A 23,071-nucleotide genomic window follows, 5' to 3' on the forward strand; every position below is an offset into this window, starting at 1 on the left:
GGATTAATAAATTTTATAAGAAATAAGAAAAAGGTAGGTGCTTAAAAATATGGGATATAATATTACACTTATACCTGGTGATGGAATTGGACCAGAAGTAACAACCGCTACGGTTAAAGTAATAGAAAAAAGTGGAGTTGAAATTAATTGGGAAATAGTACGTATGGGTGCAGAAGTTATAGAGGAATTTAATACTCCTATGCCTCCCTACGTTTTAGAAAGCATCAAAAAGAATAAAGTTGCACTAAAAGGACCAGTTACTACACCGGTCGGTACAGGATTTAAAAGTGTAAATGTAACATTAAGACAGGAATTAAATCTTTATGCTAATATTAGACCTATAAAAACACATGAAGGGGTTCCATCAAGGTTTAAAGATGTAGATTTAATAATTGTAAGAGAAAATAGTGAAGATTTATATGCAGGAATAGAGCATATGGTAACAGAGGATATTGCTGAGAGCATAAAGATAATAAGCAAGAAAGCTAGTGATAGAATAGTAGAATATGCTTTTAAATTGGCAAAATATCAGAATAGAAAAGAAGTAATAGCTGTTCATAAAGCAAATATTATGAAGCTATCAGATGGATTGTTCTTAAGATGTGCAAGAAATATAGCTTCCATGCACAAAGATATAGCTTTTAAAGATGTTATAGTAGATGCTATGAGCATGATGCTTGTAATGAATCCAGAAAAATATGATGTGCTTGTAATGCCGAACCTATACGGAGATATATTATCAGATATGGCAGCAGGGTTAATTGGTGGACTAGGACTAGTTCCAGGTGCAAATATTGGAGAAGAAGGTGCGGTTTTCGAGCCAGCTCATGGATCTGCTCCAGATATAGCGGGTAAAAACTTAGCAAATCCTACTGCATGTATTTTATCAGGTGTTATGATGTTAAGATTTATAGGAGAAGCAGAAGCGGCAGATAAAATAGAGAAAGCTGTGGAAGCTGTTTTAAAAGAAGGCAAATATTTAACTTGTGATTTAGGTGGAAATACTGGGACAAAAGAATTTGCTGAAGTTGTTATTGAAAAAATGGGAAAACAAAACAATTAATAGTGTTATCAAAAGACAACTCAAAAGCGGATTGCTTATGAGTTGTCTTTTCTAACAAAGTGAAAGGATAAAGATTTTAAAATGAGAATAAATAAACTTCTTAGCAATTATGGTATTTGTTCGAGAACTGACGCTAATAAATATATTTTGGAAAATAGAATTATGGTAAATGGTAAACTTTCAACGCCTGGTCAGTGGGTGGGAAAAGAGGATAATATTCTTATTGATAACAAGCCTATCTCAATGAAAGATAAAATATATATTGCGCTAAATAAGCCGGTTGGTATTACATGTACTGCAGAAAAAACAGTGGAGAGCAATATAATTAATTTCATGAACTATCCAGAGTACATATTTCCAGTTGGTAGATTAGATAAGTCTTCTCAAGGATTAATACTTATGACTAATGATGGTGATCTGGCAAATAGTATTTTAGAATCTAAAAATGAACATGAGAAAGAATATATAGTAACTGTGAATAAGCCCTTAGATGATGTTTTTATTAAAGGAATGTCAAAAGGTGTGCAAATTTCTGGGGTTAATACAAGGCCTTGCAAAGTTAGTAGAATATCTAGCGATACTTTTAGTATTATTCTAACTCAAGGATTAAATAAACAAATTCGCAGAATGAGTAAAACTTTTGGTTATACAGTTGTAAGACTCGAGAGAATTCGAATTATTAATATAAAAATAGACGGAATAGATATTGGCATGTGGCGTCACCTCTCGCAGGAAGAGGTAATAGAATTAAGAAATGTGTAAATAAATAATAAGGGGGGCTGTACATAGTATATAAATACTTTGTACAGCCCCTTTTAACAGTCTTATTTTTACTTATTTTTATTTGTAGCATTAAAATTAATTAAGCAACCTGCTAAAAGAATTTGTTTTTCATCCTTAGTCAAGTTCTTAAGCTGAAGTTTAATTTTTCTGTTGCCTTTAGAACTAATAACCTGAGCTTCCATATTTTCTTGTCCACTCTTTATGATATCACTTATTCCCTCTACAAAAACATGATCTCCTACTTCAAAATTTATGTCTTCTGATTCAGGAATAGTGAATGGGATCATACCCCAATTAATTAAATTGCTTCTATATCTTTTAGTAGCATAATCAACGGCAATGTTTGCAAAACCACCTAATACCTTTTGGCAAGAAGCAGCTTGTTCCCTTGCTGAACCGTCACCGGGTTTCATAGCAAATACAACACTTCCCACACTAGTGTTTTCAAGTACTTTGTTTATAACATCGCCCATAATATTTGTGTCATCAATAGCCTTAGCTAATACCTGTCTTATTTCATCAACATCAGCCGTGATATCTCCTTTTACAAATGCTTGCCTCTTTTGTTCGGTCAATTGTACAGCTTTTGCATTCCCAACATACAGTGGATCTCTCCGACTTAGAGTAAATTCTGCTAGTTTTAATGGGTTTGAACGATAAGATGATGTTTCTCCAGAAGGAATAATTTCATCAGTTGTTGTAACAGCATCATTTATTACTGTAACCACTTTTAATAGAATATTATCCGTAAGTGCAGCCATTTTTGGCCAATCTACAATATTAGGACCATATTTCAATTCAGCATCAACATCTGCGTTATTAAAGCCCTGGTAGTTTCTATTTTTGTATACTATATCATTAAAGTGATACAAAGGTTTAATATCTTCAAATTCAATTTCAGTAGCAGATGTTAAAAATCCTCCATTTGCAGCAGTAGCTGCAATTGATAAGGCATCCATTAATGCTACAGAGGAAATTTGTCCTGTCCCAGGGTTTGAACCTTCTCTATTTATAAAGTTTCTTGTAGTATGTCTTATGCTAAAAGAATTGTTTGCAGGTGTGTCACCTGCACCGAAACATGGACCACAAAAGGATGGTTTAATTATTGCTCCTGCCTCTGCAAGTTTCGCAAATGCTCCATTTTTTAATAGCTCAAGATATACAGGTTGACTTGCAGGGTATATGCTCATATTAAAATAATCATTACCTGTTGAAGTATTGCTTAGTATTTCTGCTGCTTTGCATATATTTTCAAAGGTTCCACCGGAGCATCCAGCTATTATAGCCTGATCAACTTTTATTTTTCCATCAACAATTTTATCAGTAAGATTGAGTTTGATTTTATCATTGTCTATAGTTTTAATTGATTCAGCTTCGATTTTCTTGAAAATCTCCATAGGGTTTCTTTTTAGCTCTGCTATGGTGTATACATTACTTGGGTGGAAAGGAAGTGCGATCATAGGCTCAACTGTACTTAAATCTACTTTAACCAAACCATCATAGTAAGATAGAATACCAGGTTCTAACTTTTTATAACATTCTGGACGTTTATGAATTTCATAGTATTCTTTAACCTTTTCATCTGTACACCATATTGAAGTTAAACAGGTTGTTTCTGTAGTCATAACATCAATACCATTTCTAAAATCAATAGATAAATTTGTTATTCCAGGTCCAACAAACTCCATAACTTTATTTTTAACAAAACCACTCTTAAATACAGCTTTAATTATAGATAAAGCTACATCTTGTGGACCTACACCTCTACGGGTTTCTCCTTCTAGATATATTGCAATAACCTCAGGACGAGCTACATCATATGTGTTTCCTATTAGCTGCTTTGCAAGTTCACCGCCACCTTCACCAATTGCCATAGTTCCAAGGGCACCATACCTAGTATGGCTATCGGATCCTAAGATCATTATTCCACAAGCAGTCATCATTTCTCTCATATATTGATGTATTACGGCCACATTTGGAGGTACAAATATACCACCATATCTTTTTGCAGCAGATAATCCAAATACATGATCATCTTCATTTATTGTTCCACCAACAGCACAAAGGCTATTATGACAATTAGTTAAAACATAGGGAATGGGAAATTTCTCTAAACCACTTGCTTTAGCAGTTTGGACAATACCAACATATGTGATATCATGGGAAGCCAATGAATCAAATTTTATTTTTAAATTTTCTGAATCATTTGATGTATTATGTTGCATTAATATATTATATGCAATTGTATTTTTGAAGGCCTCTTCTTTTTCAAGAGACTTATGCAAGTTATTAGTATCTTCTCCATCTTCTTTTAATTTTTGACCTAAATCTTCTATTGAAAATTCATTTTCATAACCTAATACACTTTTACCTCGGTATATATAGGTACCTTTATCAATAACTTCTACCATGGTTAATTCCTCCCATTATTCTTAATAAGTGTTTTGATTTTTCAAACAATTGATTTGTAACTATTTTATCTTTCATTTATATTATATTTATATTATAACAGGTGTATCACAAAATAAAAATATATAAACAAATAATTTCTATAAATAAAAAGGAACCGCCTCAAAATAGAAATTTCTATAACGAGGCGATCCCTTTATTTTTTTATTGAAGTTATTTATTTATGTGCGTTTAAATGTTAAACAGTCAGTTTCTGAGTAGAGATTAACATCTCTACCATTGACATCAATACTTTTAGCGCTACAAAGTTGATTAGAGTTATAGGTGCAAGTACCTACATTACAAGAAACTACATCGCATTCATTCTTTTTACCATTTACGATATTTGAAAGATCACTATAGGCAACACTATCTAAAAACGAAGCACAACAGGTATCAGAATCTTTTTTAGCACTTTTACCACCAACATTTATTATGTTAGCAAAACATGAGTTATTATCATTATGGGAGCAATTTGAAACACTACAGTTAATTTTTGACATGGTATCTCCTCCTTAATATGTACATTAAGAAGTTTAACCAAAATGGAATAAAATTATTTATAATATGATTTTTAAATATTATTTTAAGTTTATCACAAAAATAGGAGCTATTTCCCCAATAAATGTGGTATAATAAAAATAATGTAGTAAAAACAAACATGTGTGGTTTAGAGGAAAATTGAGTTGTTAATAAAAAATTAGGGAAATATTAAAGTTATACATAATTTTAAATCCCTTGTAGGGCATATGAAAAAGATAGTCTAGCATGCTGACTGGTTATTTTTTTGAAGATGCCTAAATAGAAGAAAGAGGTGTCCTATCATAAAAAACGAAAAAGAAAACAAAACAGAGACTACTAAAGTTGAAATTAAATCTAACAAATACCAGACGCTTGAAGAAGTTACTTATTTAAAAATAGTTAAAAAAGATGGCACAACCATAGATTGTAAAATAGATACTGAGGATTTACAAAGGGTACTAGAAAAAGGTCGTTGGTTTGCAGAGTGGAATAAAGATTTTAATAATTTCTTAGCACAAAATCTAGGTAGTTATTATATCGAAGAAAAGAAATATAGAAGGAAACAAAGTTTGCAGTCATTTATATTAGATGTTCATCCAAAAGCGCCTGTTAGGCATATCAATGGAGATACTCTTGATAATAGAAAATGCAATTTAGAAGTATATAATCAAAATACAATTAATGATTATGAAGAAATAGATGGCGATACTGTTGCCATAATATTAAGAGACAGATATGGTAAAGAAAAATCAAGGACTATAATTGATAAAGAAGATGTAAATAGAGTAGTTAACAATGGTTATACATGGGTTCTATTTAAGAAAGATACAGAACCTTATGCAGTAGCTAATACTCCTGAAGGAAAAATATATTTGAATAGACTTATAATGAGTACAACTGAAGATATGGTTACTCATCCTATAAATCTTAATACATTAGATAATAGGAAAGTTAATTTAGAAAATAAAAATCCTAATGTAGAAAATGTTTCATTAAGTGAAGAAACAGAAAACTAATAAGATTATAAAATCAGTATAGAAAATAAACTATACTGATTTTATTTTTTTGATAAAGGATAAGAATCATTCTTAATTTGAAATTGGTTTGTTTTTCCCATAATATAAGCCAGTTTAATTATGGATTTTTCCTCCTTTGTAATTTCTCTCTTAAACATTTTTTCAAATTGGTTTATTAAATTATCAAAATCAATTTTATAGTTTTGAGTATTTAACTTCCTTAACTTTGAGAGTTTGTGAGGATCATATATACTAGTTTTAATTTCTATATTATAAATTTTTTTAAAAACTTCTGCGGTATAGTAAGCATCATTAAGAGCATTATGAAATTGATGTTCAATTGGGATATCTAATAAATTTGCTGCATTAGCTAGCCCTATATTAATTCCTCTTTCACAATTGAGCCGCTTAGAAGCGTAGGACTGAATGTTGATGAACTCGGTGGGGACGTTGGAGGCATCTAATCCATAATATTCTATATTCCGAAATAATTCTTTTATATCAGAGGCTCCCCATACACAAAGTATGCCTTTATCGATATTTAAAAAATCTGAAAGTTTATAATACATTTCTTTAAAAGATATACCTTTATCAAGTTCTTCTATTGTTATTCCAGTAAGCCTTTTTACAAAGGGATTAAGCGTAGTATATATTTCTGGTTTAACTAATACATCTAGAGTCCCGATCGTCTCGAAATTGTCATTCAGTTTTATAACACCTATCTGAATTATTTCAAAAGGGCATTTAGGATTTATTATAGTTTCAGTATCTTTTGCAAAATTAAATCCCTGATTAAATTCTAAGTCAAATACTATATAATTCATTTAATTACCTCTAAATTTATTTATTTTATATTGTGTAGTATATCATTTATGATAACAAAAAACACATTAACCGTTACATCTTAAATAACAAAAAATTAACATTATGTATAAAGTAGTTTATAATGAGTAGAGTGATGATATAAAATATTAAGAAATTAACAGGAATGATATTATTGGTAACATAAAAATTGCATATAAAAGAAATAAAAAACTGAGTAAAACTCAGTAAATTATTTAGCATATGAGAGGAAGTTTTATATATGGGAAAAATATTAGTTTTAGCTGAAAAACCTTCAGTCGGTCGTGAACTTGCAAAAGTTTTAAATTGTAATCAAGGCGGAAATGGGTATTTAATGGGGGCAAAATATATTGTAACTTGGGCACTAGGGCATTTAGTAACACTAGCTGGTCCAGAGGATTATGATGAAAAATATAAAAGCTGGAAAATGGAAGATCTTCCTATGCTACCGAAGGATCTAAAACTGGTGGTTATTAAGGAAACTGCAAAACAATATAAGATTGTACGTGAACTGCTTAAAAAAGCAGATGTAGATGAGCTAGTTATAGCTACGGATGCTGGGCGAGAGGGAGAATTGGTTGCCCGTTGGATTATCCAAAAGGCAGGCTTTAAGAAGCCAATAAAGAGGTTATGGATTTCATCTCAAACTGAAAAAGCGATAAAGGATGGATTTGCAAGCCTTAAACCAGGAAGAGATTATGAAAATCTATTTTGGGCAGCTCAATCAAGAGCAGAAGCAGATTGGCTTATAGGGCTCAACGTTACTAGAGCATTAACTTGTAAATATAATGCTCAGCTATCAGCAGGAAGGGTTCAAACGCCTACCTTAGCACTTATTGTTGATAGAGAAAATGAGATAAAAAAATTCATCCCAAAGGATTACTGGACAGTAAATGGTAAGGTAAATAATTTTACTGTTCATTGGTCAAGTAAAAACGGTGAAGCACGTACATTTGACAAGAAAAAGGCAGAAGATATCGCTGCTAAAGTAAACAATCAAATGGGCAATGTTGTAGAGCTAAATAAAGCATCTAAAAAAGAGCTTCCTCCACTTGCGTATGATTTAACAGAGCTTCAAAGGGATGCAAATAGAAAATTCGGATTTTCTGCAAAGCAAACTCTCAATTTAATGCAGAGATTATATGAAAATCATAAACTATTATCATACCCAAGAACAGACTCAAGGCATATTACTACAGATATAGTGGCAACGCTCATGGATAGATTAAAAAGCATTGCGATTGGGCCTTATGAGAAAGCTGCTAGAAACATAATAAAAGGTAGAATTCATACTACAAGTAGACTTGTGGATAATAGCAAGGTATCAGATCATCATGCTATAATTCCTACGGAGCAACATGTAGATTTATCAAGCCTAAACAAAGAAGAGAGAAGTATTTATGACCTAGTTGTTAAAAGATTCTTAGAAGTTCTAAGTCCTGCTTTTGAATATGAGCAAACTACTGTAGTTATAGATGTTAAGGGTGAGAGGTTCTCTGCAAAAGGGAAAATAGTTAAGTCAAAGGGCTGGAAAGAAATAAGTAGCTCTGAGGGCAGCGATGAAAAAGATCAATCTCTTCCACCAATTAATAAAGGTGAAGCGGTTAAACTTACTTTAATTAAATCAGTAAATGAGAAAACTAAGCCACCAGCAAGATATAATGAGGCAACGCTGCTTACAGCTATGGAACACCCAGGAAAAGATATACAAGATGAGAGTTTAAGGGAAGCTTTAGATAATACTTCAGGCCTTGGAACTCCAGCAACTAGGGCAGATATAATTGAAAAATTATTCAATATTTTTTACATGGAGAGAAGAGGTAAAGATATATTCCCAACCTCAAAAGGAATACAGCTAATAGGTTTAGTTCCTGTTGAATTAAAATCACCTGAACTTACCGCTAAGTGGGAAAAACAACTTCAACTTATAAGTAAAGGAAAAGCTAATTCCATGAATTTCGTAAAAGAAATGAGGGAATATGCAGTGAAGCTTGTGAGGAATGTTGCAGCATCGTCCGAAATATATAATCATGACAACGCTACAAGAGTTAAATGTCCTGAGTGTAGTAAATATCTTCTTGAGGTTAATGGCAAAAGGGGAAAGATGCTCGTATGCCCTGACAGAGAATGTGGTTATCGTAAAGGTGTATCACAAATATCTAATGCACGTTGTCCTACTTGCCATAAGAAAATGGAGATTAGAGGAGATGGAGACAATAAGATTTTTGTTTGTGGTTGTGGATATAGAGAAAAACTTTCAGCCTTTAACAAACGTCGCGATTCAGAAAAAAGTGCGTTAAATAAAAAAGATGTTAGTAGATTCTTGAATCAACAGAATAAGGAAGATGAAGGAACTGGTAATTCTGCTATGGCGGAGGCTTTTGCAAAACTTAATTTAAAGAAATAAAAAGTAACACGTACTAATATTAATTTCACGACATCTGTTTATGATAAAGATAATATAATATTAAAAAAAACCAACCATCTGAAGGAGCAGATGGTTGGTTTTTTGATTCAAGATAAATAATAAAGGTACATCCTTTATTTTATTATCTATCTAAAAATTGAAACGAAAACAAGTGTTAAGGTAGTTATTAATTTTATCAAAACATGTAGTGAAGGACCTGCTGTATCTTTGAAAGGATCACCAACGGTATCTCCAACAACTGCACCTTTGTGAGGTTCAGATTTTTTCCCACCAAAGTTACCAAGTTCAATATACTTCTTAGCGTTATCCCATGCTCCACCACCATTGTTTAAGAATAGTGCCATGATAACACCTACAATTGTAGTTACTAGTAGGAAGCCGGCTGCAGCTTCTTTTCCAAGAATGACTCCAACGAATACTGGTACAGTAATAGGAATAAGACCTGGAAGCAACATTTCTTTAAGAGCGCCTTTTGTAACTATATCAACACATCTTGCATAATCTGGTTTTTGTTTGTAAGTCATTATGCCAGGGAATTCTTTAAACTGCGCCCTAACTTCTAAGATTACGATTTGAGCTGCGTTGCCAACTGCTCTTATTGCAGTAGATGAGAAAAGGAAAACTATCATTGCACCGATAAACGCACCAATGAAAACTTCTGGTTTTCCAATATCTACCGGGAAAACGTTATCAAGAGGAATCCCTGATATTGTTTTTACCTGGCCTATATATGCAAAAAATAAGAGGAAGGTTGCAAGAGCTGCAGAACCAACTGCATAGCCTTTAGTTAAAGCTTTAGTAGTATTTCCACATGCATCTAATTTGTCCGTTATTAATCTGATTTCCTCGGGAGCTCCGGACATTTCAACAATACCACCAGCATTGTCGGTAATTGGTCCAAAAGTATCCATAGCAAGTATATAAGCACAAGTTGAAAGCATTCCTATAGTTGCAACAGCTATTCCATAAATTCCACCGTTTGCAACACCTGGAAGTGCTAATTTGCCAAGGTTATAGGAAACAAATATTGCAAGCGATACTGAAAGTACAGGTAGCGCTGTTGATTCCATACCAACTGAAATACCTGAGATTATGTTAGTTGCGGCTCCAGTTTGTGAAGCTTTTGCAATTGATTTAACAGGTCTGTAATTATATGAAGTATAGTAATCTGTGATTACAACAAATAAATAACTAAGTGCTATGCCTGCAACTGCACAAAGGTAGAGATACAAGTAATGTATGCTTTCTCCACTTGCTAGTGTGCCCGAGAACATAGATTTAATTATGAAAAACAAGAATATAAGATTAAGTACACTTGTTATAAAATAACCCTTATAAAGAGCAGACATAGGATTATCAGTAGCATCATCTGCTTTTACAAACATTAAACCTACGATTGAAGAAATGATTCCAATTGCACCTGTAACTAAAGGAAATATAATACCCTTCCAACCAAATACAGGATAAAGTGCAACCCCAAGTATCATTGCACCAATATTTTCTGCTGCAGTAGATTCGAAAAGATCTGCTCCTCTACCTGCGCAGTCACCAACGTTATCTCCAACAAGATCAGCGATAACAGCAGGGTTTCTGGCATCATCTTCTGGAATACCGACCTCAACTTTACCAACAAGATCTGCTCCAACATCTGCAGCTTTTGTGTATATTCCACCACCAAGCTGAGCAAACAATGCAACAAAAGAAGCTCCAAAACCAAAGCCAATTAAAAGTGAAGGTGCTTCTTTAATTAAAGCATCACTGTTAGACATTCCTCCAAATAAAAGAAATAATACAGAAACACCAAGTAGTGAAAGTGAAGTAACTGATAAACCAGTTACGGCTCCTCCTCGTAGAGCAACAGTAAGGGCTTTATTTAACCCCTTTTTTGCTCCTGCTGCAGCTCTTATATTGGAATTAACGGCCATATACATTCCAATGTAGCCTGAAATCGCGGAGCAAACTGCACCAGTTATAAATGCAACACCAATATGCCATGAAACCGACAGTGCAACCCCTGTTCCTTTTGATAAATTACCAAAGTAATTTGCAACTACAATGATAACTACAGTAACTAGAGCTAACATAAAAATTGTTTTGTATTGTCTTTTCATAAATGCAAAGGCACCTTCTTTTATTGCATCAGAAATGGCTTGCATTTCCTTTGTACCTTTGTCTTGTGAAAAGATATACTTTGTAAGATATGCTATAAAAAGTATGGCAATTATTATAGCAGCAAAGATGATTCCAAAATAAATATTCAATACTATATACCTCCTTTAAGTAAATTAACTATGCTTATTCGCATATATAGTAACTATTCGCCCAAAAAATTGAAAATCCTTCTAAAAAGTTCAGATTTACTTTATCAAAATATATAGTATTATTTACTGTATTTCGTTGGTTACTTAATATAGTTATGCCATTTTTGATAAAAGGGGGTTATTTACTGTGTATTGGATATTAATAATTGTATGGGTTGAATCGTTTAGACTTTATGAATAGTCCCTAAATGAACCATATTTCGCATAAAATTTTTATACTTACCATATTTATTTTATATTTATTTCAAAAATATAAAATAAATTAATCGTGCTTAAAGACAAAAATGACATAAAACATTAAATTAACTATTTTAATTCTGTTTTTCGCTAGTATCTTTTATGCATTTTCAAATTAAAACAATAATATCAAAAAAATGTAATTTTGGGCATTTTTACGAAAGAACACCTAAAGAACACGTGGACACCTTGAATTAATTATTTGTACTATATATAATAATGTTAAGTTAGCTAACGAGTTTAAATATTTATGAAATTTTAATAATAACGTTTACAAATTATTTCGGGGGGTGTGGATAATATGTCTTTAGCTTTATTGGGTTATGGATTAGTAATTGTTTTTATGGTACTTATTATGACAAAACGTCTTAGTGCATTTACTTCACTTATAGTAGTTCCAATAGTATTTGGTCTTATAGGTGGGTTTGGTCCTAATTTAGGTAAGTTTGCGCTTACAGGTATTAAAAGTGTAGCTCCAACGGCTACAATGCTCTTGTTTGCAATTCTTTTCTTTGGGATTATGATAAATGTCGGTTTATTTGATCCTCTTGTTAATGCAACTATAAAATTAGTAAAAGGTGATCCAGTTAAGGTACTTGTTGGAACAGCAATTTTAGCTGCTTTAGTATCAATAGACGGAGACGGATCAACAACTACTATGATTTGTGTTTCTGCATTACTACCAATATACAAGAAACTTAAAATAAAACCACTGTACTTAGCCACAATAATAATAATGCAAAATTCTATAATGAACCTTCTACCTTGGGGTGGTCCAACTGCTCGTATAATGGCAGCCCTAAAACTTGATGGTAATGAAATTCTACGTCCATTAGTTCCAGGAATGATTATTGCTATAATCTGGGTTATATTTGTAGCTTACCACCTTGGAATGAAAGAACGTAAGAGATTAGGAATTATAAAAATTGATGAAAAGGCTGCATCAGAAATGGCAGCTACATTATCTCCAGAAATGGAAGAGCTTAAGAGACCAAAACTTATATGGGTTAATTTTATAGTTACTATTTTAGTTATGGTTACATTAGTTAGTGGAAGTGTTCCACCTGCTGTAATATTTGAAGTAGCTACAGCATTAGCACTTATGATTAACTTCCGTTCAATGAAACTACAAAGAAAGCTTGTAGATATTAATGCTGGGAATGCTATACAAGTTGTTATTATGGTACTTGCAGCCGGAATATTTATGGGAATTTTAACTGAATCAAAGATGGCTGAAGCCATTGCTTTAAACTTAGCTTCAGTGATACCACAATCATTGGGTTCTCATTGGGCTTTAGTTACAGCTTTCCTTAGTGTGCCAGGTGCATTCTTATTATCTAATGATGCATTTTACTTTGGTGTTGTACCAGTTCTTGCAAAAACAGGTGCAGCTTATGGATTTACTAATTTACAGATTGGTATTGCTTCAACTATGGGTCAAGCATTCCATTTATTAAGTCCACTTGTTGCGTTTATATATCTATTATTGCAATTAACAGATGTTGATATGGGAGAATGGCAAAAACATGCTGCCAAATACTCAATTGGAACTTTTATAGTGTTTGTATTAGCGGCAGCTCTTACAGGAGCTATGCCTTTATAAAAAATAGTTTACATTACTATAAAAAAAGTTCCTTAGGGAACTTTTTTTATAACATAAATTTTAGTGATAAGAATTAAAAATCATATTTCAAGTTTTTGTAGAATGTACTGAAAATTCGCTTTCTTTTGAACTTTAGTTTAAACTGTAAGTAATGATATATTAAACGGAATTAAGAAAGGAAGACTTAAATGATAAATTATATGGACGAGCTTATTAAAAACACAAATTTTGCTAACAATTTACCTATAAGAGAAGTTGTATATGAAAGTCTTAGGCGGACTATTATTAGTGGAATAATACCTGTGGGAGAGAGAATTATAGAAAAAGAGTATGCAGAAAGATTAAATATAAGCAGGACTCCTGTTAGAGAGGCATTAAGAAGACTTGAAAGAGAAAAATTAGTTGAGCATTTGCCTAAAATAGGTGTTGTAGTGAAAAGAATAACAACAGAAGATGTAATAGAAATTTATAAGATAAGAATTAATTTAGAGGTTTTAGCAGCAATTAATGCAATGGAAATTATAACTCCAGAAGAAATTGATGAAATTGAAGGGCTACTTGACTTAATTGAGGTAAAAAATAAAGAAGGCAAGGTAGAAGAGGTTATAGAATTATTTGGAGAATTTAATTGGAAATTGTATCTAGCTAGTGGAATGAAAAGATTAGCAGTAATGATTACCAAGTTAAATGAGTATACTCAACGTTTTAGAAATATTTCTATTTCTCATAATTCGAGAAGGGAAAAAGCGTTAATGGAGCATAGACAAATTTTAAAGGCAATAGTAGATAAAAATGAGGATGAAATTAAAATGGTTATAAAAAAACATTTAGAAGATTCTATTAAAATTGTTCTTCTAGCAATGAAAGATTCGAGTGAAGAATTTGAGAAATAAAGAGAAATTAGCAGATTATATAGCATCTCTAGCACAAAGAGCCATACTTTATGAGGTAAGTACTACTCCTAAACCTGGCTTAGTGGATAGAGATAACTCTGGGTCTCATAAGGATATGGACTTTTTTACCTTTATGGCAAGTAGTTCAGTATTGTATAGAGGCTTTTTTGCGTGCGCCCTAGAAGGATTATGTTTTGATGAGGCCGATAATACTAAGCTTTTAGAAAAGATAAGGCGCCATGGTATGGAGTGCGAGATGGCAATGTTTGATGCTACTGGTGGAGTAAATACTCATAAAGGTATTATTTTTTCATTAGGAATACTTTCTGCTGTGGTAGGTAATATTTTTAAAAAAAAAGGATTCCAAAATTTCCCCGTGGAAATAATTTGTGAAGAAGTTAAGAAGGTAGCAAAAGATTTAACTTTAAGAGATTTTAAGAATATTTCTAGCAAAAAAATATTAACGCATGGAGAAAGATTATATAAAGAATTTGGATACACGGGAATACGAGGAGAAATAGAGAGTGGTTTTATAACAGTGCAAAAGGACACAGTACATATAATTAGGGAGTGGACTATTAAAAAGCAATTCTCCATGAATGATTTATTTTTAGAAATCATTTTAAATCTTATGGCAGAGAGTGAAGATACAAATGTAATCATAAGAGGGGGAATAGATAGTCTAATAAGTGTTAAGTCTATTTCAAAAGAATTTTTAATGTCAGGTGGAATGAACCAATTTAATGCAAGACGAAAATTGGAGCACATTAATGAAGATTTTATAAAGAAAAATTTAAGCCCAGGAGGATCAGCAGATCTTTTGGCAGTTAGTATTTTTCTCGGTATGATAGAAGGAATTATAAAATAAATGGATGGGAAAAGAACAATGGAAATACATGAAAGAACACTAAAAAAACTTGGGTGTAGTCATTGAATGTTCTATACTTAAGAAGAACTCATACCAAGCTCCTAACACAAGGAAATTATAATAAACATTACTTTTACTTTGAAAGGATACTAAATTATATGGATTATGATTTTAAGGAAAAAAGAATCTTTCTTGATGATATATTGGAAAGAAAAAAATTAGAACTTTTTTTAAGCAGTGAAGGAATTAAATTAGACAAAAATTTAGAATATACTGTTGGAATTTATAAAGCTAATGAATTAATAGCGACAGGTTCATTTTTTAAAAATACCTTAAGATGTCTAGCAGTAAAATTAGAGTATCAATGTATGGGTGTTCTAAATACGGTTGTATCACATTTGGAAAATGAGCAATATGTAAGAGGATTTACTCATATTTTCCTTTACACTAAATGTAATTACATTAGGTTTTTCAATAATTTAGGATTTTATGAAGTTGCCAGAGTAGATGATTTACTTGTGTTTATGGAAAATAAATTAAATGCCGTTAGGAACTATTCCTTGGAACTCGCTAAGAAAAGTATAAAGGCAGACAGAGTTGCTTCAATAGTTATAAATGCAAACCCTTTTACATTGGGTCATCAACATTTAATTGAAGAAACATCTAATGAAAACGATGTGGTACATGTATTTGTTGTATCAGAGGAAGCGTCAGTAATACCATTTTCAGTAAGATATGAATTGGTTAGAAGGGGAACCATACATTTTAAAAATATTGTTCTTCATAAAACTGGAGATTATATTATTTCAAATGCAACATTTCCATCATATTTTATTAAAGATGAAGAAAATGTAGTTGTAGTTCATGCGAAATTGGATTTGGAAGTATATAAAAAATATATTGTTCCTGCACTAGGGATTAATAGTAGATATGTGGGAGAGGAACCTTATTGTAACGTAACAAAAAAGTATAATGAGGTAATGAAAGAATCTCTTGAGAATCAAGGAATTAAATGCAAAACAATTCCTAGATTAAACATCAATGGAATAGCTATAAGTGCATCTGCGGTAAGACAATATATCAGGGAAGACAGAATAGAAGAGATAAAAGGACTTGTTCCAAATACAACATATGATTATTTTAGATCCAAGGAAGCAGAAAAGATAATTGAAATAATTAAAAATAGTAAAAGTAGACATTAAGCGGAGGCGAATATAATGAAAATTATTAAAAGTTCCATGGTTGGAACCCTAGAATCAAGCGATATACAGATTCAAGTAGAGCCAAAAGATGAAGTAGGAATAGAGATTCAATTAAAAAGTAGTGTGGAAAAGCAATTTGGAAAACAAATAAAAAAAGTAATTACAGAGACATTAGAATCACTAGGAATAGACAGGGCTTTTGTCATAGCTACAGATAAAGGAGCATTAGATTGCACAATTAAAGCAAGAGTGCAATGCGCCGCATATAGGGCTATGGGCGACACTGAAAAAATTAATTGGGAGGTAATAGATTAATGGAACGTTTAAGAAGAACTATGATGTTTGTCCCAGGAAGCAATCCTAGCATGGTTAGCGATGCGTATATATATGGTGCTGATTCATTAATGTTTGACCTAGAAGATGCAGTTGCAATAAATGAAAAGGATTCAGCTAGATTATTAGTATACAATGCAATAAAAACTATAGATTATGGTAACACAGAAGTAGTAGTAAGAATAAATGAGTTACATGGTCCGTATGGAAGAGATGACGTTGAAGCTATGGTAAGAGCTGGAGTAGATGTAATTAGATTACCAAAAACAGAAAGAAAAGAAGATATTTATGAAGTTGAAGCAGCTATTGAGGAAGTAGAAAGAAAAATTGGAAGAGAAATAGGAAGTACAAAAATGATGGCGGCAGTTGAAAGCCCAATTGGAGTAATAAATGCTTATGAAATTGCAACATCAAGCAAACGACTAATAGGTATAGCACTAGGTGCTGAGGATTATGTAACTAATATGAAGACGAAAAGATATGCTAATGGATTGGAACTATTGGGTGCAAGAACTCAAATTGTTATTGCAGCAAGAGCAGCGGGTATTTATGCTTTAGACACAGTTTATTCAGATATCGACAATGAAGAAGGGTTTAAAAATGAAGTAGAATTAATAAAACAACTTGGATTTGATGGCAAATCTGTTATTAATCCAAGACAAATTAAACCTGTATGTGATATTTTTGCACCAACAGCTGAAGAAATTAAAAAATCAGCAAATATTAGAAGAGCTGCTCAAGATGCACAAAAACGTGGTCTGGGAGTTATCTCTTTAAATGGAAAGATGATAGATAAACCTATTGTAGATAGAGCAAATAGAGTATTGCAAATAGCAACAGCTGTAGGATTGTATAAGGAGGAAATGCAAAATGAAAAATAGTATTGGAAGAGAAATTCCAGATGAAATTATAAATGGAGAAAAAATCTATGAAAGTCCCTTCTCATTGAATGGAGAAGTAATAAAAACTGCACATAGCATTAGAACAGTTAAGCCTGGAGATGAAAAATTATTAGATAGTATAGAAGAAGCTATTGTTAAATGTGGATTAAAGGATGGAATGACTATTTCATTTCATCATCACTTTAGAGAAGGTGACTATATTCTAAATATGGTAGTAGATATTATTGCGAGACTTGGAATAAAGAATCTAACATTAGCGTCTAGTTCCCTTAGCAGTGTGCATAAGGAGTTAGTTAAACATATTAAAAGTGGAGTAATATCAAGGATTACCACTAGCGGACTAAGAGGAGAATTAGCAGAAGAAATTTCAAAAGGATTAATGGAGAAACCAGTAATTATTAGATCTCATGGCGGACGAGCTAGAGCCATTGAAGCAGGGGACATAAAAATAGATGTAGCATTTTTGGGCGCATCATCATCTGATACTTATGGAAATGCTAGTGGCTCAAGAGGGATTGCTAATTGTGGATCTTTAGGTTATGCGAAAATTGATGCTAAATTTGCTGATAAAGTTGTTGTTATTACAGACTTCTTAGCACCTTTCCCAAATGTTCCTGCTAGTATCTCACAGACTGATGTTGACTATGTTGTAAAAATAGACAAAATAGGTGACCCAGCTGGAATAGTTTCATGCGCTACCAGGTATACCAAAAATCCAAAGGAACTATTGATTGCAGAATATGCAAGCAGAGTAATAGTAGAATCAGGATATTTTAAAGACGGATTCTCTTTTCAAACAGGTTCAGGTGGATCAACACTCGCTGTAAGCAGATTCTTAAAAGATGAAATGATAAATAAAGGAGTTAAAGCTAACTTTGCATTAGGTGGAATAACTAGGCCGATAGTTGAGATGCATGAAGAAGGTTTAATAAAACATATTTTTGATGTACAAGGTTTTGATTTGACTGCAGTTAAGTCAATAGATGAAAATCCCAATCATCATGAGATTGATTCATCTTTCTATGCAAACCCCCATAATAAAGGGTGTATAGCAAATAAACTAGATGTAGTAGTTTTATCAGCATTGGAAATAGATACTGATTTTAATGTAAATGTAATGACTGGATCAGATGGAGTTTTAAGAGGGGCATCAGGCGGACACTCTGATACAGCGGCCTGTGCAAAACTTACTGTTATTGTGTCTCCACTAATTCGTAGTAGAATACCATGCGTTGTTGACTGTGTTAATACAGTTATTACCCCTGGTGAGAGTATTGATGTTTTAGTTACTGAGATAGGTATTGCAATAAATCCAAGAAGGGTTGATTTAATAGAAAAATTGAAAAATATAAATATTCCAATCTATACAATACAAGAATTAAAGAAAAAAGTTGAATGTATTGTAGGTATTCCAGAAAAGATTAAATATGAAGATAAAGTTGTAGCAATTATTGAATATAGAGATGGAAGTATTATTGATGTAGTAAGAAAAGTAAAATGATGAGGTGTTTTAAGATGGGCTTATATTTTATAGGATTCGAGCAAACGTTACAGCAAATTTTAGATTCAAGGGAAGAAAGAGTGCGATATCAAAAGCATTTATTAAGTAAATATTGTAATACAATTGTATCTTATAAATTAAACATACCTGGTCCTATAAAGTATAACTCTCTTATTAAAGAAGTATTTGATGAAGGATTGAAATTATTTAAATCGAGACTTAAGGAAGATCTTATAGAAGTTAAGTTTGAATATGTTGTATATAAAAATAGTGGACCAGAATTGTTTGCTGTTATAAATAGTTCAGCCTTTGTAATTAAAGAAATAACTACTAGAATAGAGGAAACACATGCCCTAGGCAGGTTATATGATTATGATGTGTTAGATTCTAAAGGAAGACATATAGATAGACAAGAATTAAATATTGAATCACGAAAATGTTTGATTTGTGATGAAAATGCATTTGAATGTGGAAGATCAAGAAAGCATACAGTGAAGGAATTAACAGATAAAATACATAACATGGCATTTAATTATTTTAATAGCAATATGGAAAATAAATAATGAAAAAATCCTTACGATTTAAGGATGTATTTAGGGAGTGATAGCATAGTGAATCCAATTAAAATAACTGAAACGGCACTAAGGGATGGACATCAATCTCTAATTGCTACCAGGTTAAAAACTGCAGAAATATTACCTATTTTAGAAAAGATGGATAAGGTAGGATATTATTCATTGGAAGTGTGGGGAGGAGCGACATTTGATTCATGTTTGCGCTTTCTTAATGAAGACCCTTGGGAAAGATTAAGAGAAATTCGTAAGGTTGTAAAAAATACTAAACTTCAAATGTTACTCAGAGGTCAAAATCTATTAGGCTATAAGCATTATGCTGATGATGTAGTAGAAGCATTTATCAAAAAAGCTGTAGAAAATGGTATAGATATAATAAGGGTGTTTGATGCATTAAATGACACAAGAAATTTGGAAACTTCAATTAGAGTTACTAAAGAAGCCGGAGCTCACTGTCAATGTGCTATAAGTTATACAACTAGCGTAGTACATACTTTAGATTACTATGTTGAGTTATCAAAAAAACTAGAGCAACTGGGTGCAGATTCCATTTGTATCAAGGATATGGCTGGCATATTAACACCATATGCAGCTTATGAATTAGTAAAAAAATTAAAAGAAGTTGTGAAAATACCACTAGGATTGCATACTCATTGTACTAGTGGAATAGCGGATATGACATATTTGAAGGCTGTTGAAGCAGGGATTGATATTATTGACACAGCAATTTCCCCATTCTCGGGAGGTACATCACAGCCAGCTACAGAGTCAATGGCTCTTACTTTAAAAGATAGCCCAAGTGATCCTAAATTAGATATTAAATTGTTAGGGGAAATTGCAGATTACTTTAAACCTATAAAAGAAAAATATAGGAAAAATGGCATATTAAATCCAAAGGTTATGGATGTAGAACCTAAAACTATAACATATCAGGTTCCAGGAGGAATGTTATCAAATCTTTTATCACAACTTAAGGCACAAGGGGTTGAATCTAAATACGAAGAAGTGCTTAGAGAGATACCTAGGGTGAGAGAGGATTTAGGATTTCCACCATTAGTTACACCTCTTAGTCAAATGGTAGGAACTCAATCGGTATTTAATGTATTATCAGGCGAAAGATATAAAATGATTCCAAAAGAAATAAAAGAATACGTTAGAGGGCTTTATGGGAGATCACCTGCGCCAATAAAAGATGAAATAAAAAAGAAAATTATTGGAGACGCTCAGGTTATAACTCAGAGACCAGCAGACCTAATAGAACCGGAAATGGAAAAATATAAAAAAGAAATTGGAAATTTAGCAATTACCCCTGAAGATGTTTTGTCATATGTTTTATTCCCACAGGTTGCAAAGAAATTTTTTGAAGATAGATTAAGTGGTGATTTAGATGATAACACTTGTGACAGTGAGGAAAAAATACATTATATTACTGTAACCATGTAAAGTATATAAAGGTGGTGAAAACAATGGGATTATTTGACTCATTTAAAAAAATATTTAATAAAAACGAAGATGTGGCCTCAAGCGAGTCTATTGAAAAAATAACAAGCAATAACATTGTGTATGAAATTGATGAAGAAGATAGAATAGTGGTAGCCCTTGCAGCGGCAGCCATGGCAAGCGAAAATAGATCTAATTCAGAGTTCCATATTTCAAAAATTACAAGAATAAAGTGAAATAAAATAGGCAAGAAAGGTGGCAATAAATATGAAGAAATATGTGATAAAGCTAAATAATAAAGTTTATGAAGTAGAAATAGAAGAAGTAACAGGAACAAATTGCGATGCAGTATCAAATGGAGAAGCAGCCGCTACAATTACGCAAAGTAGTAAGATAGCTCCAGCTGTTGCTTCAGGTGGATTAACTATTAAGGCTCCTATGGCTGGAAGCATTTTAAGCATAGCTGTAAAAGTGGGAGATCAAATAAAGAAAGACCAAACTCTAATGATACTTGAAGCAATGAAAATGGAAAATGAAATATCCTCACCAGTAGATGGAAAAGTTCTATCAATAGGGGTTTCAAAAGGCGATATGGTTAATGCAGGAATTGTGATGATTCAAATAGGATAATATTTAAAAAAACATATTATGGAGGTCAAAATAATGGAGTTTTTACTTGTAGGTTTTATGTCAATTACCATTAAACAGGTTGTAATGTGGGCTATTGGCGGATTATTAATTTATCTAGCAATTGCTAAGGGATTCGAACCAACATTGCTATTGCCTATGGGGTTTGGAGCAATACTTGTAAATATACCAATGTCTGGTGCTATTGATCAAGTATTGAATGGTACACATATAGAAGGAATATTAGATTTCCTATTTAGGGGTGGAATTTCAACAGAGATGTTCCCATTATTACTATTTATAGGTATAGGAGCAATGATTGATTTTGGACCATTACTATCTAATCCTTCTATGCTATTATTTGGTGCAGCAGCACAGTTCGGAATATTTTTTACTATTTGCATCGCTACACTTCTAGGATTTGATTTAAAGGATGCAGCATCTATTGGAATAATTGGTGCAGCAGATGGTCCTACGTCAATATTTGTAGCTAATTATTTTCATAGTTCACTTATAGCGCCAATTACTGTGGCGGCATATTCATATATGTCTCTAGTACCAGTAATTCAACCTCCTTGTATAAAACTTGTTACTACTAAAAAGGAAAGAATGATTAGAATGCCGTACACACCAGAAAGCATTTCTAAAACAACCAAAATTTTATTTCCAATAGTAGTTACTGTAATTGCAGGTCTAATAGCACCAACGTCTGTAGCATTGGTTGGATTTTTAATGTTTGGTAATTTAGTTAGAGAATGTGGAGTTTTAGAAAGATTGTCTAAAACTGCTCAAAATGAACTAGTAAATATTATTACATTATTACTTGGAATTACTATTGCAGCTTCTATGAAAGCAGATACATTTGTAAACCTTAGAACAGCAATGGTAGTGGGACTCGGTCTTGTTGCATTTATATTCGATACAATTGGAGGAGTTTTATTTGCTAAACTCTTAAACTTATTCTTAAAGAAGAAGATTAATCCAATGGTTGGGGCAGCTGGAATATCTGCATTCCCAATGTCAGCTAGAGTAATTCAAAAGATGGCTAGTGCGGAAGATAAACAAAACTTTATATTAATGCATGCTGTAGGAGCTAATGTAGCAGGTCAAATAGCTTCAGTTATAGCTGGTGGATTAATATTAAACTTAATTAAATTTTAGAAATAATAGGGTAGGTGGAAATGATGAATAGTATAGTACAAGGAAATTTCAAAGAATCTATATCCGTATTATTTTCAGGAATGGGTGGGATTTTTGCGGTTCTAATACTAATATTTATAGTGATAAAAGTATTAATAAAACTCTTCCCAGAGAAATAGTTGTTAAAAAAGGGGCTGTCTCAAAATGATTAAAAAATCATTTGAAGAGACAGCCTCTTTTCCTTATTGATTTTAATAGAAACACTAAAAAATCACTCTTTTAATTACTATTTTGTAATGCATTTTTATTTTTTTACACTACAAAAAGAA

At 32.2% G+C, this 23,071-nt stretch carries 21 protein-coding genes; 17 read left to right on the forward strand and 4 right to left on the reverse strand.

From position 1 onward, the window contains the following. Positions 1 to 49 precede the first annotated feature (49 nt). Positions 50 to 1,063 (forward strand): isocitrate/isopropylmalate dehydrogenase family protein, encoded by a 1,014-nt coding sequence (locus VIM70_RS06315; RefSeq protein WP_331944892.1) that lies wholly within the window; start codon positions 50 to 52, stop codon positions 1,061 to 1,063. Positions 1,064 to 1,144: 81 nt separating this feature from the next. After that, the gene (locus VIM70_RS06320) at positions 1,145 to 1,825 is read left to right on the forward strand and encodes a pseudouridine synthase (RefSeq protein ID WP_331944893.1); all 681 of its coding nucleotides are present in this window, start codon (positions 1,145 to 1,147) and stop codon (positions 1,823 to 1,825) included. A gap of 68 nt (positions 1,826 to 1,893) precedes the next feature. Here VIM70_RS06320 and VIM70_RS06325 read toward each other — a convergent pair whose 3' ends face one another. Together VIM70_RS06325 and VIM70_RS06330 are read right to left on the reverse strand one after the other, a co-directional pair. Continuing rightward, the gene (locus VIM70_RS06325; RefSeq protein WP_331944894.1) at positions 1,894 to 4,257 is read right to left on the reverse strand and encodes a hydratase; all 2,364 of its coding nucleotides are present in this window, start codon (positions 4,255 to 4,257) and stop codon (positions 1,894 to 1,896) included. A 219-nt stretch (positions 4,258 to 4,476) separates the two neighbouring features. Continuing rightward, a complete protein-coding gene (locus tag VIM70_RS06330; protein ID WP_331944895.1) occupies positions 4,477 to 4,797 on the reverse strand; it encodes a DUF1540 domain-containing protein in 321 nt (106 codons plus the stop codon). 588 nt (positions 4,798 to 5,385) lie between these two features. Here VIM70_RS06330 and VIM70_RS06335 point away from each other — a divergent pair. Then, the gene (locus VIM70_RS06335) at positions 5,386 to 5,832 is read left to right on the forward strand and encodes a hypothetical protein (RefSeq protein WP_331944896.1); all 447 of its coding nucleotides are present in this window, start codon (positions 5,386 to 5,388) and stop codon (positions 5,830 to 5,832) included. Positions 5,833 to 5,873: 41 nt separating this feature from the next. On the opposite strand, the gene VIM70_RS06340 is transcribed toward VIM70_RS06335, so the two are convergent. Further along, on the reverse strand, positions 5,874 to 6,656 hold the full coding sequence (locus VIM70_RS06340) for a 3'-5' exonuclease (protein ID WP_331944897.1): 783 nt from the start codon (positions 6,654 to 6,656) through the stop codon (positions 5,874 to 5,876). Positions 6,657 to 6,916: 260 nt separating this feature from the next. On the opposite strand from VIM70_RS06340, the gene VIM70_RS06345 reads away from it, so the two are divergent. Then, complete coding sequence (locus VIM70_RS06345) at positions 6,917 to 9,082, forward strand: DNA topoisomerase III (RefSeq protein ID WP_331944898.1); 2,166 nt, start codon at positions 6,917 to 6,919, stop codon at positions 9,080 to 9,082. A 146-nt stretch (positions 9,083 to 9,228) separates the two neighbouring features. Here the strand turns inward: VIM70_RS06345 and VIM70_RS06350 are convergent, their stop codons facing one another. After that, positions 9,229 to 11,364, reverse strand: a complete 2,136-nt coding sequence (locus VIM70_RS06350) for a sodium-translocating pyrophosphatase (RefSeq protein ID WP_331944899.1) — start codon at positions 11,362 to 11,364, stop codon at positions 9,229 to 9,231. 598 nt (positions 11,365 to 11,962) lie between these two features. On the opposite strand from VIM70_RS06350, the gene VIM70_RS06355 reads away from it, so the two are divergent. The 13 genes from VIM70_RS06355 to VIM70_RS06415 all read left to right on the forward strand — a co-directional run bounded on the left by VIM70_RS06355 (position 11,963) and on the right by VIM70_RS06415 (position 22,921). Next, complete coding sequence (locus VIM70_RS06355) at positions 11,963 to 13,264, forward strand: citrate:proton symporter (RefSeq protein WP_331944900.1); 1,302 nt, start codon at positions 11,963 to 11,965, stop codon at positions 13,262 to 13,264. A gap of 188 nt (positions 13,265 to 13,452) precedes the next feature. Continuing rightward, positions 13,453 to 14,157 carry a GntR family transcriptional regulator gene (locus VIM70_RS06360; protein WP_331944901.1) on the forward strand — a complete coding sequence of 235 codons (705 nt, stop codon included), beginning with the start codon at positions 13,453 to 13,455 and terminating at the stop codon, positions 14,155 to 14,157. Continuing rightward, on the forward strand, positions 14,147 to 15,025 hold the full coding sequence (gene citG / locus VIM70_RS06365) for a triphosphoribosyl-dephospho-CoA synthase CitG (protein WP_331944902.1): 879 nt from the start codon (positions 14,147 to 14,149) through the stop codon (positions 15,023 to 15,025). The genes VIM70_RS06360 and citG overlap by 11 nt, the downstream gene beginning before the upstream one ends. Before the next feature lie 158 nt (positions 15,026 to 15,183). Beyond that, on the forward strand, positions 15,184 to 16,227 hold the full coding sequence (citC, locus tag VIM70_RS06370) for a [citrate (pro-3S)-lyase] ligase (protein WP_331944903.1): 1,044 nt from the start codon (positions 15,184 to 15,186) through the stop codon (positions 16,225 to 16,227). Positions 16,228 to 16,242: 15 nt separating this feature from the next. Then, positions 16,243 to 16,542: a citrate lyase acyl carrier protein gene (gene citD, locus VIM70_RS06375; RefSeq protein ID WP_331944904.1), complete on the forward strand. Its 300-nt coding sequence runs from the start codon at positions 16,243 to 16,245 to the stop codon at positions 16,540 to 16,542. Beyond that, positions 16,542 to 17,441, forward strand: coding sequence for a citrate (pro-3S)-lyase subunit beta (gene citE, locus VIM70_RS06380; RefSeq protein WP_331944905.1), 900 nt, complete (start codon positions 16,542 to 16,544; stop codon positions 17,439 to 17,441). Before citD ends, citE begins: the two co-directional genes overlap by 1 nt. Then, positions 17,431 to 18,963 carry a citrate lyase subunit alpha gene (gene citF / locus VIM70_RS06385; protein ID WP_331944906.1) on the forward strand — a complete coding sequence of 511 codons (1,533 nt, stop codon included), beginning with the start codon at positions 17,431 to 17,433 and terminating at the stop codon, positions 18,961 to 18,963. Before citE ends, citF begins: the two co-directional genes overlap by 11 nt. Before the next feature lie 14 nt (positions 18,964 to 18,977). Further along, positions 18,978 to 19,526 (forward strand): citrate lyase holo-[acyl-carrier protein] synthase, encoded by a 549-nt coding sequence (gene citX / locus VIM70_RS06390; RefSeq protein ID WP_331944907.1) that lies wholly within the window; start codon positions 18,978 to 18,980, stop codon positions 19,524 to 19,526. Positions 19,527 to 19,574: 48 nt separating this feature from the next. Then, positions 19,575 to 20,978, forward strand: a complete 1,404-nt coding sequence (locus VIM70_RS06395; RefSeq protein ID WP_331944908.1) for an oxaloacetate decarboxylase subunit alpha — start codon at positions 19,575 to 19,577, stop codon at positions 20,976 to 20,978. A gap of 23 nt (positions 20,979 to 21,001) precedes the next feature. Then, a complete protein-coding gene (locus VIM70_RS06400; RefSeq protein ID WP_331944909.1) occupies positions 21,002 to 21,211 on the forward strand; it encodes a hypothetical protein in 210 nt (69 codons plus the stop codon). Between the two features lie 31 nt (positions 21,212 to 21,242). Beyond that, positions 21,243 to 21,605 (forward strand): biotin/lipoyl-containing protein, encoded by a 363-nt coding sequence (locus VIM70_RS06405; protein WP_331944910.1) that lies wholly within the window; start codon positions 21,243 to 21,245, stop codon positions 21,603 to 21,605. A gap of 33 nt (positions 21,606 to 21,638) precedes the next feature. After that, positions 21,639 to 22,763 (forward strand): sodium ion-translocating decarboxylase subunit beta, encoded by a 1,125-nt coding sequence (locus tag VIM70_RS06410; RefSeq protein ID WP_331944911.1) that lies wholly within the window; start codon positions 21,639 to 21,641, stop codon positions 22,761 to 22,763. A gap of 23 nt (positions 22,764 to 22,786) precedes the next feature. After that, on the forward strand, positions 22,787 to 22,921 hold the full coding sequence (locus VIM70_RS06415; protein ID WP_331944912.1) for an OadG-related small transporter subunit: 135 nt from the start codon (positions 22,787 to 22,789) through the stop codon (positions 22,919 to 22,921). Positions 22,922 to 23,071 lie beyond the last annotated feature (150 nt).

This window comes from Clostridium sp. (assembly GCF_036569345.1).
Classification (GTDB): Bacteria; Bacillota; Clostridia; order Clostridiales; family Clostridiaceae; genus Clostridium_AD.